This is a genomic window from Streptomyces eurythermus, from assembly GCF_014649115.1.
Taxonomy (GTDB): Bacteria; Actinomycetota; Actinomycetes; order Streptomycetales; family Streptomycetaceae; genus Streptomyces; species Streptomyces eurythermus.
Genome location: NZ_BMSK01000002.1, coordinates 318,554 through 333,700 on the forward strand (window position 1 = coordinate 318,554; position 15,147 = coordinate 333,700).

At 70.6% G+C, this 15,147-nt stretch carries 12 protein-coding genes and 6 pseudogenes; 9 read left to right on the top strand and 9 right to left on the bottom strand.

Annotated features, from left to right (window positions below):
- Positions 1 to 14 precede the first annotated feature (14 nt).
- Genes IE251_RS04140 through IE251_RS04150 form a run of 3 tightly spaced genes read right to left on the bottom strand, consistent with a single transcriptional unit; the run spans position 15 to position 3,410 of the window.
- Positions 15 to 872, bottom strand: a complete 858-nt coding sequence (locus IE251_RS04140) for an alpha/beta fold hydrolase (protein ID WP_189751528.1) — start codon at positions 870 to 872, stop codon at positions 15 to 17.
- Complete coding sequence (locus tag IE251_RS04145; RefSeq protein WP_189751529.1) at positions 872 to 1,822, bottom strand: VOC family protein; 951 nt, start codon at positions 1,820 to 1,822, stop codon at positions 872 to 874. Before IE251_RS04145 ends, IE251_RS04140 begins: the two co-directional genes overlap by 1 nt.
- A 40-nt stretch (positions 1,823 to 1,862) precedes the next feature.
- A complete protein-coding gene (locus IE251_RS04150; RefSeq protein ID WP_189751530.1) occupies positions 1,863 to 3,410 on the bottom strand; it encodes an FAD-dependent monooxygenase in 1,548 nt (515 codons plus the stop codon).
- Positions 3,411 to 3,596: 186 nt separating this feature from the next.
- Here IE251_RS04150 and IE251_RS04155 point away from each other — a divergent pair, with 186 nt between their 5' ends.
- Complete coding sequence (locus tag IE251_RS04155; protein ID WP_229896575.1) at positions 3,597 to 4,256, top strand: TetR/AcrR family transcriptional regulator; 660 nt, start codon at positions 3,597 to 3,599, stop codon at positions 4,254 to 4,256.
- Positions 4,257 to 4,518: 262 nt separating this feature from the next.
- Here the strand turns inward: IE251_RS04155 and IE251_RS04160 are convergent, their stop codons facing one another.
- Positions 4,519 to 5,427, bottom strand: coding sequence for a glycerophosphodiester phosphodiesterase (locus IE251_RS04160; protein WP_307784822.1), 909 nt, complete (start codon positions 5,425 to 5,427; stop codon positions 4,519 to 4,521).
- A gap of 228 nt (positions 5,428 to 5,655) precedes the next feature.
- Between IE251_RS04160 and IE251_RS04165 the strand changes: the two are divergent.
- A pseudogene (locus IE251_RS04165) lies at positions 5,656 to 5,913 on the top strand (winged helix DNA-binding protein); the annotation flags it as partial.
- Between the two features lie 1,346 nt (positions 5,914 to 7,259).
- Positions 7,260 to 7,508: pseudogene (locus tag IE251_RS04170) on the top strand (hypothetical protein); the annotation flags it as partial.
- 501 nt (positions 7,509 to 8,009) lie between these two features.
- On the opposite strand, the pseudogene IE251_RS04175 reads toward IE251_RS04170, so the two are convergent.
- A pseudogene (locus IE251_RS04175) lies at positions 8,010 to 8,339 on the bottom strand (acyl-CoA-like ligand-binding transcription factor); the annotation flags it as partial.
- Positions 8,340 to 8,422: 83 nt separating this feature from the next.
- On the opposite strand from IE251_RS04175, the pseudogene IE251_RS04180 reads away from it, so the two are divergent.
- Positions 8,423 to 9,234 (top strand): annotated as a pseudogene (locus tag IE251_RS04180) (SDR family NAD(P)-dependent oxidoreductase).
- A 285-nt stretch (positions 9,235 to 9,519) separates the two neighbouring features.
- On the opposite strand, the gene IE251_RS04185 reads toward IE251_RS04180, so the two are convergent.
- Complete coding sequence (locus IE251_RS04185; protein WP_189751533.1) at positions 9,520 to 9,873, bottom strand: hypothetical protein; 354 nt, start codon at positions 9,871 to 9,873, stop codon at positions 9,520 to 9,522.
- A 389-nt stretch (positions 9,874 to 10,262) separates the two neighbouring features.
- On the opposite strand from IE251_RS04185, the gene IE251_RS04190 reads away from it, so the two are divergent.
- Positions 10,263 to 10,433, top strand: coding sequence for a hypothetical protein (locus tag IE251_RS04190; protein ID WP_189751534.1), 171 nt, complete (start codon positions 10,263 to 10,265; stop codon positions 10,431 to 10,433).
- A gap of 543 nt (positions 10,434 to 10,976) precedes the next feature.
- Here the strand turns inward: IE251_RS04190 and IE251_RS04195 are convergent.
- Complete coding sequence (locus IE251_RS04195) at positions 10,977 to 11,510, bottom strand: MarR family winged helix-turn-helix transcriptional regulator (protein WP_189751535.1); 534 nt, start codon at positions 11,508 to 11,510, stop codon at positions 10,977 to 10,979.
- A gap of 137 nt (positions 11,511 to 11,647) precedes the next feature.
- On the opposite strand from IE251_RS04195, the gene IE251_RS04200 reads away from it, so the two are divergent.
- The 4 genes and pseudogenes from IE251_RS04200 to IE251_RS42010 all read left to right on the top strand — a co-directional run bounded on the left by IE251_RS04200 (position 11,648) and on the right by IE251_RS42010 (position 13,428).
- Positions 11,648 to 12,187, top strand: a complete 540-nt coding sequence (locus IE251_RS04200; RefSeq protein WP_267925429.1) for a phenolic acid decarboxylase — start codon at positions 11,648 to 11,650, stop codon at positions 12,185 to 12,187.
- A gap of 548 nt (positions 12,188 to 12,735) precedes the next feature.
- Positions 12,736 to 12,882 (top strand): annotated as a pseudogene (locus tag IE251_RS42000) (beta-ketoacyl synthase N-terminal-like domain-containing protein); the annotation flags it as partial.
- 5 nt (positions 12,883 to 12,887) lie between these two features.
- Positions 12,888 to 13,256: pseudogene (locus IE251_RS42005) on the top strand (beta-ketoacyl synthase N-terminal-like domain-containing protein); the annotation flags it as partial.
- 34 nt (positions 13,257 to 13,290) lie between these two features.
- Positions 13,291 to 13,428: a hypothetical protein gene (locus tag IE251_RS42010; RefSeq protein ID WP_189751537.1), complete on the top strand. Its 138-nt coding sequence runs from the start codon at positions 13,291 to 13,293 to the stop codon at positions 13,426 to 13,428.
- Here the strand turns inward: IE251_RS42010 and IE251_RS04215 are convergent.
- Complete coding sequence (locus tag IE251_RS04215) at positions 13,415 to 14,176, bottom strand: SDR family NAD(P)-dependent oxidoreductase (protein WP_373301964.1); 762 nt, start codon at positions 14,174 to 14,176, stop codon at positions 13,415 to 13,417. The genes IE251_RS42010 and IE251_RS04215 overlap by 14 nt on opposite strands.
- Before the next feature lie 44 nt (positions 14,177 to 14,220).
- Positions 14,221 to 14,982, bottom strand: a complete 762-nt coding sequence (locus IE251_RS04220) for an SDR family NAD(P)-dependent oxidoreductase (RefSeq protein WP_189751728.1) — start codon at positions 14,980 to 14,982, stop codon at positions 14,221 to 14,223.
- Positions 14,983 to 15,147: the final 165 nt, after the last annotated feature.

Here is a 15,147-nt window from a genome sequence, read left to right on the forward strand (position 1 = left end):
GCACCTGCCTGATGTCATTCACCACCGGAATTCCCCCGGACGAAGTCGATGACCAGCCGGTTGAACTCCTCGGCGTGCTCGATCATCGCCCAGTGTCCGCAGCGGTTGAGCAGGACCAGCCGGGAGTCGGGGATGTTCGCCAGCAGGAACAGGGAGCCCTCGAAGGAGACCACCCGGTCGTCGCGGCCGTGGATGAGCAGGGTGGGCACCGCGATGTCGCGCAGCCGGGCCGGGTCCACCCAGCGCGGCAGCGGCGCCCCGTGCGGCAGCCCCGCCACATAGTTGGCCAGGTGTTCGGGCCGGGCGAGGGCGGCCTGTGAACGGGCCTCACACAGCTCAGGCGTCGCGAAGCGCGCCTTGTCGTAGCACATGATCTCGACCAGTCGGCGCATGTTCCGCGGACTCGGGTCCCGGTATGCCTCGATGAGGACCTTCAGTCCCTCGGACGGCCCGTCACCGGCCCCGAACAGGCTTGGCACGCGCCCCACCGGCGGCCCCATGGTCACCAGGTGGCTGATCCGCCCGGGGTGCTCGGTGGCCAGCCGGAGCGAGGTCTGGCCGCCCATCGAGTTCCCCACGAACGCGGCCCGTGAGATGTCCAGCGCGTCGAGGAACTGGACCGCGGCGTCGACGTGATCCAGCTGGTCGACCGTGGCCGGGTCCGAATCGCCCCAGCCGGGCATGTCGACGGCGTACACGTGGAAGTGCTCGGCGAGCGCCTCGATGTTGCCGCTGAAGTTGCTCCAGCCGGTCGCTCCCGGACCGCTGCCGTGCAGCAGCACCAGCGGATGGCCGGAGCCGGCCTCGTAATAGCGCAACGACCAGTCGCGAGTCCTGACCGTACGCGCGGCCTGTTCCTTGTCGAGTGGCATCAGCGGTCTTCTCCTTCGGTTCCTTCGGTTTCCCACGGGGACGGCGCCGCGGCCAGCGACTCGGCCACCGCGCCCGGCGGGCGGTGGCCCCAGCTGTGCAACCGGTCGAGGGTGCGCACCTGCCAGGTGGCGTCGTCGATGATGAGTCCGCCCCAGCCGTACTCGACGGAGAAGCCGGAGGGGGTGAAGACGTAGAAGCTGAACATCTCGTCGTTGGGGTGCATCCCCAGCGTCATCTCGAACGGTTGCTTGGCGTCCATGCAGCGGTCGTAGGCCAGACCCACGTCCCGGATGTCGGTGACCTCCACCATGAAGTGGTGGGTGCGCTTGGGGGACGGCATGTCGCCGAACGCGACGGAATGGTGGCGGCCGTTGCAGTGCAGGAAGATCAGGTCCGCGACGATGCCGGGGGACAGTTCCTCGACGATGATGTCGCTGATCCTGAAGCCGAGCAGGTCGCGGTAGAAGCCGAGGTACTCCTCACGGCTCACCCCGTGGGCCAGCAGCACTTGGTGTCCGGCACCGCCGGCCCCGGTGACGAACTCACCGAGCAACGCCTCGGAGGCGAACGGGGTGCCGGCATCGGCCGGCCCGGTGACCAGCTCGACGCGGTTGCCCATGGGGTCGGTGGTGGCGAAGATCCGCTCCACCCGGCGGTCCGCGGCGAGCGCCGCGTCCCCCTCGTCGACCCGGAGGCCGGCGACCCGCAACCGCTCGGCGAGCGCGTCGAGTTCGGCGTCGCCTTCGACCTCGTACCCACTGACGACCAGGTCGTCGGCCGGCCCCCGGGTGACGATCCAGCGGTGCGCCCTCTCGTCCAGACGCAGGGTGAACCGGTCCTCACCGCGCTCACCGAGCTGCATACCGAGCAACTCGACGCCGAAACGCTCCCAGCCGGCGAGATCACTGACCTCGTAGACGACGTACGCGAGTTCCTTGACTCCGCTCATGGGAGATCTCTCCTTCTTCGACAGGTGGGTGGGCGAAGGGTCAGGCGGGGACGGCGAGCCCGCTGGTGTCGGCGGCGGCCACGAAACGATCGGGGCGCAGCGCCACCGCGCGCACCTCGTACCGGCGCAGCCAGCAGCCGAGCACACCCTCCAGGTCGACGAGTTCGTCGGGACCCTGGGTGTAGGAGTTCCGCGGCCGGACCGCGAGGTAGCGGGCGCCGAGGGCGTCCCACCGCCGACGCTCTTCCTCGGTCAGCAGCGTCGAGGGATCGATGTCGTCGCCCAGCAGCACGAAGGTGTCGCCGAGCAGTTCGTCCAGCCGCGCCATCCGGCCGACGGTGTCGCCGACCACCGGCTGCGGCACCATCCGGCCGACGATGCTGGCGTCACCGAGCGGGCCGCGCAGCCAGCCGGCCTCCAGTACCGGCGGCGCGATCAACGGCGGCTCGAAGGGGGTGACGAGCCCTTCGGGCGGCGGCGCGGCCAGGGCGGCTCGCTCCTCATCGGAGATCTCCTGCTTGATCACCCGGCCGAGCTGCACCGCGAGCCCGGTGTAGAAGGCGGCGTTCGGACGGCGCTCGGCCTCGTAGGTGTCGAGCCAGGACTCGGGCAGTCGTCCGGCCAGCACCCGGCCGAGCTTCCAGCCCAGGTCGTGCGCGTCGCGCATCCCCGTCTGCATCCCGGCGCCCGCCCAGGGCGGCATCAGATGCGCGGCGTCGCCGGTCAGGAAGACACGGCCGGAGCGCCAGGTGTCCGCCATCCGCACGTGGTGCCGGTAGAAGGCGTGCTGGTGGATCTCGACGTCGTCCTCGCTCACCCCCAGCGCCTTCAGCAGCGGCCACACCTCGGTCGCAGTGGGGAAGTCGGCCTCGGTCTCGTGCGCCTTGAGCGGGATCTCCCACCGGTGGTTGCCGGCCGACAGCGCGATGTCGACGACCGGCCGCTCCTTGTCCGTCCAGAAGGTGAGGAAGTCACGGTCGGGCCACCAGCGCTTGACCCGGCAGTCGATGACCACCCAGGTGACCTCGCTGGTGTCACCGAGCAGCTGGATGCCCAGCCGCTGCCGGGTCCTGCTGCTGCCGCCGTCCGCGGCGATCGCGTACCGGGTCCGGTACCGGCGGACCTCGCCGGTGGCCGTGTCGGTGGTGGTGACCGTGACCCCGGAGTCGTCCTGTTCGATCTCCGTCACCTCGGCGCCGTAGCGCACCGACACCAGGTCCCCTCGGTCCTGTGCGCAGGCCCGCAACTCGGTTTCCAAGGTCGGCTGGTAGATGTTGTAGAAGCGTGCTCTCGCTCCGAGCGCCGACGGCGGATGCTCGATGCGCATCACCTCGTGCCCGTCGTACGTGACCCAGCGCAGGGCGCGCTGCGCGTCGATCACCTTCTCGACGCGTTCGCCGATGCCCAGGCTCTGGAAGATTCGCACGGTCCAGTCGTTGACCGTGACCGCCCGTGCCCGGGAATAGATCTCTTTGTCCCGTTCGAAGGCGATCACTCGCGCACCCTGCTGAGCGAGGGTGAGAGCACCGACGACGCCTGTAGGGCCGTAGCCGATGACGGCGACATCCGCGTCGAAGTCCTGGGGCACGGTGGCCTCCTTGCCGGTCGTCCTCAAGTTTTGGACCGGTCGTTCAGTCCAATAGTGGGGACTGTCACACGGCCGAAAAGGCCGGTCAAGGGGGGTGCGACACGGATTCCGCACAGCAGAATTCCCGCCCGTATCACCGCCGATCGCCTAAGATCCGGCCTGGTGAGCGCGGGTATGCTGCAGCGCGTGGAGACCAGAGGCGACAACACCGGCAACCGCAGGGGGCGGCGCTCCCGTGAGGAGATCCTGGAGACCGCGTCTCGTCTGATGGCGGAACGGGGATTCGCGGCGACCACGCTGTCGGACCTCAGCCGTGAGTCGGGACTGCCCAGGAGCGCGGTCTACCACCACTTCCGTTCCAAGGCCGGGCTGCTCTCCGCCGTCATGGAGCACGGCGCCCACGCCTTCTTCCAGCACATGGCGCGGGCACAAGCGCACCCTCCGCGCGAGGGCGGTGCACGGGAGCGGCTGCGCTGGTACCTCCAGCGCACCGGTGACGTCTTCCTCGCCCACCCGGATTTCCTGCGGTTGCACCTGATCCTGGTGATGAACGCCGAGGTGGCGGATGCGGCGGAGGCCGCGGAGGTGAACCGCATCATCGAACGGGTGCGGCGGGACGGCCGCGCCCGCATGAACCACATGATCGCGGACTCGTTCGCCGAGTACGGCCCTGAGGTCGCACGGATCGTGGCCGACCGGCTGGACCACTTCGCCATCGCGGGCTTCGACGGGGCCTTCGTCGCCTGGCAGGCCGACTCCTCCCGCTCGATGACTGAGGCAATGGACCTGCTCACCGATGCGGTGGCGACCCTAGGCGAGTCCATCGCCACGCGCCTGCGCTCCTGACGGCGGGCCGCCCAGCCCGGCTTCAGGGGCGTGGGCGCGCGGGCGCCCCGGGAGGACGGCCCCCGGGAACGTTTGTTGCCCGGGCAGTGCGGCGGACGCACTTCAGGGCTGTTCTCTGTGCCGAGCCGTCAGTCTCACAGAGCCCGCCACCCGGTCCCACCCACGCGGGGGGACGCGGAGGTGGGCTGCCGGAAGACTCTGCTCTTGGCAGCCCACCACACCCGAGGCCCTTGACGGCAGCGGGTCTTCGGACCGTTCGGCGCTACGGTGCGGCTGTCACCGTCGGGTCGCACGCGGTCCGGGCCCACTCCTTGTACGGCTTCACACGGTCGGTGAGCACCGCGTCCACGCCGGCGGCCTTCGCCTTTTCCCACGCCGGCGGCCAGTTCGCGGTCCAGGTGTAGACCTTCAGCCCGGCGGAGTGCCAGTCCCGCACCGTATTAGGGGTGACGAGGAAGCGGGAGACGTTCAACGAGGTGCCGTACCGCGCCGCTTCCTTGCCGGTGATCTCGGTCTTCTCGTGGGTGAGCGCGGTGTGCAGTTCGGGCGCGGCCCGCTGTACCGTCTGGACCGCGTCCGCGTTGAAGCTGTGCACGACGACGTAGGGGGCTGCGCCGGTTGCGCGGATGACGGTCAACAGTGAGTGCAGCTGCGCGGGCGTCGGCGTCGGTTTCAGCTCGACCATCGCCGTGAGGCGACGCGCGGCCGTGAAGCTCAGCGCCTCCTTGAGGGTCGGCACCGGCTCACCCCTCTTGGTGCGGAGGGCACGTACCTGAGGGGCTGTCATCGCGGCAATGGGCCCGTGCCCGGTGGTGGTGCGGTCGACCGTCGGATCGTGAGAGAGGACCGGTACGCCGTCCTGGGTCCACCACACATCGAACTCCACGCCGCTCACCCCCGCTTTGGCGGCGTCCCGCAGTCCTCGTAACGTGTTTTCGTCCTCGGGAGTGCCCCGGTGGCCGATCACCTGGGGCACTGTGCACCGTAACGCGGCAGCGGCAGCGGTCGTGTCCGCGGTTGCTGCGGTGTCCTCCGCCCAGGGCGGCGAACAGGCGGTCGTCACAGTGACAGCGGATGCCACAAGGGTCGCTAATCGAACCGATCTTCGCTTTATCACCGGCCAACGGTAGCCCGCACCCGGGTGCGTTGGCAGGAAAGTGGTTCGAATCACCGGCGCGCAGCCTGCGTTACAGGACCGATACCCGGATTGCTGACGATCGGGTGCGAGTGCCGTCGTGCTCCAGCCTTCGGGTTGGCCCGGAACGGTCAGGACGCCCGGGGAAGCCTGGCGTGCGATTGTGCTGCCGCCCCACCTTGGCCAGGACCGTTATGCCGTGGTCGGCCCGACCGTTGAGCCGGCCGCGGCGCAGCGCTCATGGCGAGACAGGGGCCTCCCTGGACTCAGAACGCCACGACCCGCCTGGTCACCCGCCTCGAGGCCCGCGGCCTGCCCGCCCGTTACCTGTGCCCGACCGACCGCCGGGGCATCTACACCGACGTCTCCGGGGAGGGACTGAGGCTCCTCGAGGAGGCGCGCCCCACCAACGAGGTCGCGCTGCGCGAAGCCCTCACCGAAGCCGCCGAGGGCCCGGAACTCGAGCTCCTTGTCCGCACGGTCGAGGCGATCCGCACGCCAGCGGCGATGGCTACCGCCTGAAGGCTCATCGTGATGAACGCGTACGTCCGCGCACCGGACGGTTCGCGGTACACCGAACTGCGGCGTTCCCGGTCCTCGGACCACGACTTCGGGAGGTAGAACTCGCGGTCGACCAGGGCCCGGCCGCGAGCGGGGACGTAGGCGGCGAAGATGACCGATGGCCAGGAAGAGATCGTCCAGTTCGAGGTCCCGTTGCGCGGCGGCATACGAGGTCATTTGGCTGGGCGAGCATCAGGTGCCTTCTTGATGAACCTGGTGTCGCCGATGATCAGGACGCCGCCTCCTCGCCGAGCTTGTCGACGACGAACTCCCGCCACACTCCGGACGCTGTGCAGCACCTCCTCGCCGGATCGAAGGGGGAGCCCGCTTGGCCTTCCCTGTCCGAGTCCTGCGGGCGGCGGACGGGCCCGAACCGTGCTTCGGTCTCCTCCAGGAGCCGGTCGGCAAGGGAAGGGGGGGCAGCCGCCCGCCGCCCGGCGTGACGGGACGTCGACCCCAAGCTTGCCGCTCGCACGGGGGACGACTTCCGGACGGAGCGCAACGGCCGGCTCGTCGAGGGCCGTTCCCGCAGGTGCGGGGACAACGCCTGGGGGAGCATGCCGACCATGTGAGCAAGGTTACCGGCCACGTTGTAAGCGACAGCCGGGTACTGCCAGCCGTAGCCGGGCGACTGAAGGGCGGCGTGGTTCAGGGGACGCACTGCGGTGACGCGCTCTCGTCACTCACCTGGGCGGGCGTCTTGCCGAACATGGGTTTCCTCCGGAAGGGTTATTCGGTAGCCGTGCCGGTCACTACAGGGCAGGGACGCTGAAGGGCCGATCCGTGGGAGGCCTGCTGGGGCGCCTGACAGGGGCTGGGGCGTGTTGCCGGCTTGAGCGTCTGTGCGCCCCGCTACGCCCACTGCCAGGCCGGCGACGGCCTGGCGCACGGTCGACGGTATGGGTGCTACCGGGGACGTGTGTGCGGGACGCGGGGATGGGACGGACTGCCCGAACGGGGAGGACGAGGTCCTGGTCGACGGGGTCCGGTGCGAGGAGTGCCGACACTACTGGGAACTCGACGCCACGGCGCCGGAACGCCGGCTCGTGACGGATGACGGGCCGACCCGGCCGACGGGGGACCCGCGGGAGGCCGGGCCGGGAACCGCGGCGTAGGAGGTCCTGGGAGTCGGCCGCGCAGTCGTGCAGGTCAGGCGTCGGTGTACATCTCGCCGCTGGGGATGTCCTGGGGCATCTGGGCGATGACGTCGCGGCGGCTGGTGGTCCCCTTGGCGCGACGTTGCCGAGGTCCGGGGCGAGTTGGTGGAGTGGCTGGACGCCGCGGGCCTGGACGACGGGGGGACGGACCGAAGGCGCTGTTCGCTGCTGGCCACCGCGGTGTACATGACCACCCTGGCGGTGGACGACGGGCCGGAGATGCTGGCCGCCACCAGGCTGCTGGCGCGAGCGGAGCGGGACACCGCGAAGGAGAAGCTTCGGACCCTGCCGAAGGCCGAGAGGGCCGGCGCGAAGCTCGCGGTGGCGCTGCAGGTCGTCTTTGACACCACGACCGAGCAGGTCGACACGACCACGGGGGAGGTCACCGAGCCGAAGGTGGTGATTGGCGGCAGAGTGTCCCGCCCGGGCCGTAGCGCACACGCAGCACCGTACGCTGGTCCCGCTCCGGACTGACCACCGCGGACCTTCCGAGCGCAACCAGCGCCACCATGCAGATGCGGACCGCAGCGTGCTCCGGCGGACAGAGCAGAGCGAGAGTGCCTCCGGGCACCGGGTCCCCGGCGAAGTTCGCCCCGTCGACGAGGTCCTGGACGCCCTCCAGAACCTGCTGAGGTGCTGGGCCGGCACCTGCACCACCTGCGGCCGCCCCCTCACCACCAGCACGACCAGACCCAGAATCCGACGAAGCACTGCGAGGGACAGCCGCCCGGGAGGCGATGGGCGGCGCGGCGCCGGGACGTCCGGACGACATCGGGGGAAGTGACGCGGCCACGGCCGGCCGTCGCGACCCGGAGCGTCACCGGCATCGGGCGAGGGGGCACCGCCCGGCCCGGCCGCCGGGCAGGGCCGTCGGCGTGGGGCGGCCCTTTCGCGCGGGGTTCATGCGGCCAGGGTTTCCATCGCCCGGTCCAGGAGTGCGGAGACAGGGGTGGCCCCGTCGCAGGCCAGCCACGCGGCACCGGCCGCGTCCAGGCATGCGAGCGCGGCACCGACGAGTGCGTGGGCCCGGGGGTCCTGTGCGTCGGCCGGGTCAACGCCCAGCCGCCGGGAGACTTCGGGAACCAGCAAGGTCTGCCAGTGCAGCTGCTTCTCCCAGTGCCGGGCCCTCAGGGACGGAGTCTCGCAGAGCATGCGGAGCAGCCTCAGGGTCCGCTCCGGCGACTCCTCCTCGTCCCGGATGATCACGTCGAAGGCACGTCGCAGTGCCGTCCAGGGCGGCTCGCCCTCCGGCCGGGCGGCGAGCGCCTCCGCGAGCGCGTGACCTACTCCGTTCCACTTTGCTGAGGACCCCCATGGCCAAGATCTGGTTCATCACCGGCTCGTCCCGCGGTTTCGGCCGCCAGTTCACCGAGGCGGCCCTCTCCCGGGGCGACAAGGTCGCTGCCGCCGCCCGTGACACCGCCGCGCTCGCGGACCTCGCCACCGCCTACGGAGACGCCGTGCTGCCGATGGTTCTGGACGTGACGGACAGGGATGCCGTCTTCGCAGCCGTCGAGAGCGCCCACACGCACTTCGGCTGCCTCGATGTCGTCGTCAACAACGCCGGGTACGCCTTGTTCGGCGCGGTCGAAGAACTGGACGAGGAGCAGATCAGACCAACTTCTTCGGCGCCCTGTGGGTGACGCAGGCCGTCCTGCCGTTCCTGCGCGCGCAGGGCAACGGCCACATCATCCAGATCTCCTCCTTCGGCGGAGTCACCTTCTGGCCCAACATGGGCGGCTACCACGCCTCGAAGTGGGCCCTGGAGGGGCTCACCGACACCCTGGCCCAGGAAGTCGCCGGGTTCGGCGTCAAGGTCACTCTCGTCGAGCCCAACAACTTCGCCACCGACGCGGCGGGCTCCTCCGGCGTCCACGCCCAGCCCATACCCGCCTACGACGGCGTGCGTGCCGCGGTGACCGCCGCTTTCAGCGGCGCCCCGGCCGGCGACCCCGCCTCGGCCGGCCCGGCACTGCTGAAGATCGCCGACGCCGAGAACCCGCCGCAGCGGGTCTTCTTCGGCGCCTCCTCCCTCCCGGCCATCGCCCAGGTCTACGCCGAGCGGCTCAAGACGTGGGACGACTGGGCCGACGTGTCCGCGCTGGCCGAGGGCGCGCAGCGCTGACGAGAGGGCCGTAGGTGGGCCATGAATCCTCGGGCCGCCAGCCAGGAAGGCGTCCGGAGCCGACCGGCCCCCAGCTGACTTGCCTGCCCGAGGCGCGCTCGGAGTCGGCCCCGGCCCCGCGCGGGTGACCCGGCTCGTAGGCCGGACCGCCGACGTCGGCTGACCTACTCCTTGCGGCTGGGGCCTGGGACACACCAGCCGGTGTGTCCGAGGCCAGTTGATCACTGTGACGCGACGACCGCCGGAATGGGCCTCTCGGCGGTGGGAGGTGTCACGCGGGTAGCGTCACCCCCAACAACCCGACGCGGTATAGCCCGCGTAGTTGTCGTTGTAGACGTAGAACCAACCGTTGCCGTTCGTTGTCCCACAAGCGGTATACCGGCCGCCCAGGATGACGCTGGTTGAACCACAGGCCCACGTCTGCCCCTTCAGGGCGGTGGTCACCAGAGCGGCACTGGTACTGGTACTGGTGCGGATGGCCACGTTTTCCACTGCTGTCGCCTTGCCGTCGTTACAGGCCGTGTTGGTCCTGAGCTCGGTCGAGCCATCCACCGCACCGGCAACTCCCGGAAGGGCAAGGCCGACGACGGCGGCAACCGCCAGCGTGACAGTCAGCCTCGATAGCATGATCTTTCCCATTGATCCCCCTTTGATCGGCATTTGTGCAGTGAGCACCGACAAGTAGCGCCCGAGTTCCGCACCTCGTCAAGCGCCCTGTATGAGGTTGACCTGTTTTCAACGTGAGCTCGTGGTTGAGGAACTGGAGACTCGTCGGCCGGGCGCAGCCGCCAGGAGCTGGACGCTGCTGCCACATCCGGTCGTAGGCCCGGCTGCACGGCGGTCAGTTGCTGCCGGTCGCCCACTGCTCCATGGGGCTCGCGTCGTTTTTCAGCAGGGTGTCGCGGCGGTACTGCGTGGTGTCCCGCTTGACGTCCATGGCCTATGCCAGCGCGCCGTACGAGCCGCTTCCTGCGGCGTGCTGAGGGACGGCGGCGTTCTGGATTCCCTCCAGCCGATCCAGCGGGTCGGTGGACGTTGCGAGCGCCCTGCAGGAGTCGGCGTCCGAGGCGAAGGTCTCCCGCGGCGACGCCGGTCCGGTCGAGCTGCCGCAGCCGAAGAAGAAGGCGGCCGCGAAGAAGCGGCCGGCCAAGCAGACCGGGGCGAAGAACACGGCGGGCCGCCGACCGCGCAGCGCCTGAGCCCGGCGATGCGGTCCACGACATCGTCCTCACAGTGCCTGGCTCACGGCTGGGCGAGGATGTCGTGTCCTCCGATGCGCCGCCAGACGATGTGCTGCACGCCGTGCGCCTTCTCCGGCCCGTAGCACCAGGTGGCCGCCTGCCGCCGCTCCACGTCAGCTCCGCGGACACGATGCCGGCCCACATCGTTGCGGCCGACTGCCTCGACACCCTCCTGTTCATGGAGGAGGTGTCTGCCCGGCTCGGGTGAGAAGGCGGAGCTGGACAGCCGGCGGGGGCGGCTGAAGGCCGCTGGACGGCGTCGCCTTGCCGCCGGGAGGTCGTGCGCCGGCCCCGGCCCCGGCAGAACCGGATCGGCAGCGCTGCCGCGCGCCGCGATCCCGTGCCCTGTCCCGGGTACGGCACTCGAGCGCCTGGCTGTGGTGACGATGCCGGGCAGACGTCCTGCGGGTCCGTCGTGGCTGAGGACCAGGGCGCGGCCGACCGGGATGTTCAGCTCATAGCCTGGTCAGGGTCTCACTGGACGGGGTGTTCGCATCCCGGTCAGGGGCTGCTGGGGTCCGGGCGGGTGCCGTCGCCGGTCTCCAGTGCGGTGACCAGTCGGTCCAGGGCGGGTAGCGCCTGGTGCAGCGCCGCCCGGTCGGCGTCGGACAGCTCATCCACGACGCGGGTGAGCGCCGCGGTGCTGGCCCGGTCGTAGCGCTCCAGCAGGTGAAGGGCCTCCTGTGACGCGGTGAGTACCACGGTCCGTTGATCGTGCTCGGGCCGGACCCGTTCCACCAGCCGAGCCGCCGACATCGCCCGCACCAGGTTGCTCACGGTGGACGGTGCTACCCGTACGCGTGCGGCCGCCGCACCGGGGCTGAGACCCTCGGGCGAGGCGGACAGGGCCCGCAGCAGTTCGATCTGCGCCTCCGGCAGGTCGGGCAACCCCTCGGCGTTGCGGGTGGCGCGCAGGACCGCGCGCCGCAGCGGTCCCAGAAGCCCGCCCAGTCCGGCCGCGACGCGTGCCGCCTCCGGCGCGCCCGGCACACCGCGGTCGCCTGTCTCGTCCGCCGCTCTGTCTGTGTTACGCATGCCACCATTGTGGACTGCGAAGATAAAGTTTTGTCGCAAACATATTTTGTGGCACAGTGGTGTGGAGGGCGAGCGCACCGAACCGGCCGGACCCCACGCCGTCGGTGACCGCTCACAGCACAGCAAGGAGCACCACCATGACCACCGTGCACGACACCCCGACGACCGTCGAGAACCCCGTCCCGCCGCAGGATCTGACCGGCATCGTCGGGCACCGGTTCATCTACACGTACGCCAACGGCTGGCAGTACGAGATGTACGTCAAGAACGCCACGACCATCGACTACCGCATCCACTCCGGGATGGTCGGCGGCCGCTGGGTGAAGGACCAGGAGGTCGACCTGGTGCGGCTCGCCGACGACGTCTACAAGGTGTCCTGGAACGAACCGACCGGCACCTCGGTCGTCGTCAACGTGCTGCCCCGCCTGCGCGTCCTGCACGGCACCATCTTCTTCCCGCAGTGGATCGAGCAGGACGGCAGCAAGACGGTGCTCTACCAGAACGACCACCTGGAAGAGATGCGCGCCTACCGGGACGCCGGCCCCACCTACCCGATCTACGTCGTCCCGGAGTTCGCCCGCATCACCCTGTTCGAGTACGTCGGCGAGAACGACGAGAGCGTCGTCGCGGTGGGACCCCAGGACCTGCCCCGGGGCTTCGCCGACCGCACCAACTGAAGGGCGGCGGCGTCACCCCGCCGCCTCCCGCGGCGGGTGTCCCGCAGGGGCGCGGTGCCGGTCTCAGCCGGTGCGCGCCAGACCTCCCCGAGGACGAGACCGGCGCAGACCTCGGAGCGACGGATCGCGGTCGACAGCGCGCCGCGATGCCCGTGCCCTGTCCCGGGTGCGGCACCCGGGTGCGGCGCTTTCCCGGTGGCCAGGCGGCCGGGCGTTGCACGACCCGCGTACCCGCGCCGAGGTGCTGAGGACCGAGGCCGTCATAGCGCCCGGGCAAGGCACGAACTGCCGGCCGGGTGGTGGCCGCTGGTACTCGCCGTATGACGACCGCTACATCGCTGGACCCGGCATCCCGGACATCGACCGCATGGTCCCGCTCGCCGAGGCATGGACTTCGGCGCCTCCGCCTGGTCGCCGGTGGAGCGGGAGGCCTACGCCAACGACCCTGGGCGACGAGAGGGCGTTGATCGCGGTGTCGGCCGCGTCGAACCGGTCGAAGGCGACCGGACCCCGGGGGGTGTGGGTGCCGTTGGTTCTGCGGCAGGGGGTTGTCCCACGCGCTGGGTCTGTGCGGGCCGAGTCCGGCCGTCGATCCGGGAGGTTCGGGCGGGCTGGTGGCGGCGCACCTGGCCGGTCGGCGTCGGCTGTCCGGGGAGTACGATCTCGCGCTCTCGGGCGCTGCCGATGTTCTGCTCGGCCCGTGGACGCCGCCGGCGTACGAGGGACGGGGGGTGCTGTTCTGTCCCCGGCCGGGCGGTGTCGCAGTTTCGACGCGGACGTGGACGGCTGCGTCCGGGCCGAGGGTTGTGTCGCGCTTGTCGTCAAACAGCTGGTGGACGCCGTCCGCGACGGCGGCCGGGTGTTGGCGGTGCTCGCCGGTACCGCTGTGAACCACGACGGCGCGGGCCCACGGTTCACGGTGCCGGATCGCTTTGCCCAGGAACTGGTCTGCCGTCAGGCGCTCGCCCGGGCGGGCCTCGGTCCGCTCGACATCGGCATGGTCGAGGCCCGCGGTCCGGGCGCCCGAGCCGGGGAGCGGATCGAGTGCGCCTGCCTCGACGCCGGGTACGGCCGGGCGCCCGGCCGGTGCGCGCCGGGGGGCCGTGAAGACCAAGATCGGACACACCGAGTCGGTAGCCGGTCTCGTCGGCCTGCTCAAGGCGGCACTCGCCGTCCGGCACGGCCAGGTCCCCGTCCCGGTCGACCGCGCGGCGAGGGGCCGACGGGTCAGTGCGCGGTGAGCCCGCCGTCGACGACGAACTCCGCCCCTGTGACGTACGAGGACTCGTCGCTGGCCAGGAAGAGCATCACGGGGGCGATTTCCTCGGGGCGGCCGGCGCGCCGCATCGGGGTCCGCACGATGTCGGGCTGCCGGTCTCCCTCTTGGCGGAGGATCTCCCGGATCATGGGGGTGGCGATGACTCCCGGGTGCACGGAGTTCACGCGCACGCCCTGAGCGGCGTACTCCACGGCGGCGGTCTTGGTCAGCAGGCGCACTGCTCCCTTGGACGCGTGGTACGCGGCGGCGCCCCCGCTGCCGATCAGCCCCAGGACGGACGAGGTGTTGATCACCGAGGCGTTGCCGCCGGCGCGCAGCAGCGGCATGGCGGTCTTCATGCCCAGCCAGGTGCCGGTCTGGTTGACCGCGATCACCCGGTGCCAGGTGTGCGGATCGGTTTCCTCGACGCCGGCCCAGTCCACGATTCCGGCGATGTTCACCAGTACATCCAGTCCTGCGAAGCGTCGCTCGACCTGGGCGATGGCCTCGCTCCACTGCTGCGGCGACGAAACGTCCAGGCCGATGCCCAGTGCTTCGACGCCGGCGCGTCCCAGCCGGGCCGTGAGGTCCGCCGCGGCGTCGGCACAGGCATCGGTGAGCACCAGATGTGCTCCTTGGCGGGCGAACAGTTCTGCGGTGGCCTGTCCGATGCCGCCTGTCGCGCCTGTGATCAGCGCTGTTTTTCCTGCCAGGCGTTTTGTCATGGTCATCCCTCGATTCCTCATGTGGTGTGTCGGGTGTGCCGTGTGCCGGTTCAGAGCGCGGTGAAGCCGCCGTCGGCGGCGACCACGGCTCCGGTGACGAAGCTGGAGCGCGGGGAGGCGAGGAAGCACAGCACCTCGGCGATCTCGGCCGGCTGCGCCACCCGGCCCAGGGGCTGTGCGTCGGCGAAGGACGCGAGGTAGGCGCGGCTGTCGGAGCGGAAGGTGTCGAGGAAGTCGGACTCGATCACGCCCGCGGCGACCAGGTTGGCGCGGATGCCCAGGGGCCCGCCCTCGACAGCGAGGACCTTCGTCAGCTGGGCCAGAGCGCCCTTGGACGCGCTGTAGGCGGCGCCTTCGGGCAGCCCGACGGTGCCCGCGTAGGAGCCGGTGCTGACGATGGCCCCGCCACCGCCGGCCCGCATGGCCCCGAAGGCCTCGCGGGCGAAGAAGAACGAGCCGCGGGCGTTGACCGCCATCACCGCGTCCCAGTCCTCGGCGGTGGTGTCGGTGACGGGCTTGTTCACGGTGCGCCCGGCGTTGTTCACCAGGATGTCCAGCCGCCCGAAGGCGTCGACCGCCTTGCGCACGGCCCCGACGGCGGTCTCCTCCCGCGTCACGTCCCCGGTCACCGCGAGGACACCGGGGAACTCCTTCGGCAGGTCCTCGGTCCCGGGGCGCAGGTCGACGGCGACGACGCGGGCGCCGCGAGCGCTCAGCAGCGCCACCGTCTCCCTGCCGACCCCGCGCGCACCTCCTGTGACAAGGGCCACCTTCCCGGCGAACTCGGTATCCCGCCGGTCACCGTCTTCCATCCCGGCCACGGGCGGCTCCTCTCCTTGGTTCTCCTCGAACAGCGCATCCCGCGCCAGTCGCTCTGGCACCGAGAATGCGCGGGCCGGCAGGCGTCGACCAGGACGTGCGCTGCCTGGGTGCGGCACACCCAGGCAGCGCACCCGGCCTGTGCTTAACCTGAACGA

What these genes read in the sequence shown, in the direction of transcription:
- IE251_RS04220 (WP_189751728.1), bottom strand. Translation starts at nt 14,982, where the DNA reads ATGGAAGACGGTGACCGGCGGGATACCGAGTTCGCCGGGAAGGTGGCC.
- IE251_RS04195 (WP_189751535.1), bottom strand. Translation starts at nt 11,510, where the DNA reads ATGCGTAACACAGACAGAGCGGCGGACGAGACAGGCGACCGCGGTGTG.
- IE251_RS04200 (WP_267925429.1), top strand. Translation starts at nt 11,648, where the DNA reads ATGACCACCGTGCACGACACCCCGACGACCGTCGAGAACCCCGTCCCG.
- IE251_RS04140 (WP_189751528.1), bottom strand. Translation starts at nt 872, where the DNA reads ATGCCACTCGACAAGGAACAGGCCGCGCGTACGGTCAGGACTCGCGAC.
- IE251_RS04145 (WP_189751529.1), bottom strand. Translation starts at nt 1,822, where the DNA reads ATGAGCGGAGTCAAGGAACTCGCGTACGTCGTCTACGAGGTCAGTGAT.
- IE251_RS04215 (WP_373301964.1), bottom strand. Translation starts at nt 14,176, where the DNA reads ATGACCATGACAAAACGCCTGGCAGGAAAAACAGCGCTGATCACAGGC.
- IE251_RS04185 (WP_189751533.1), bottom strand. Translation starts at nt 9,873, where the DNA reads ATGGGAAAGATCATGCTATCGAGGCTGACTGTCACGCTGGCGGTTGCC.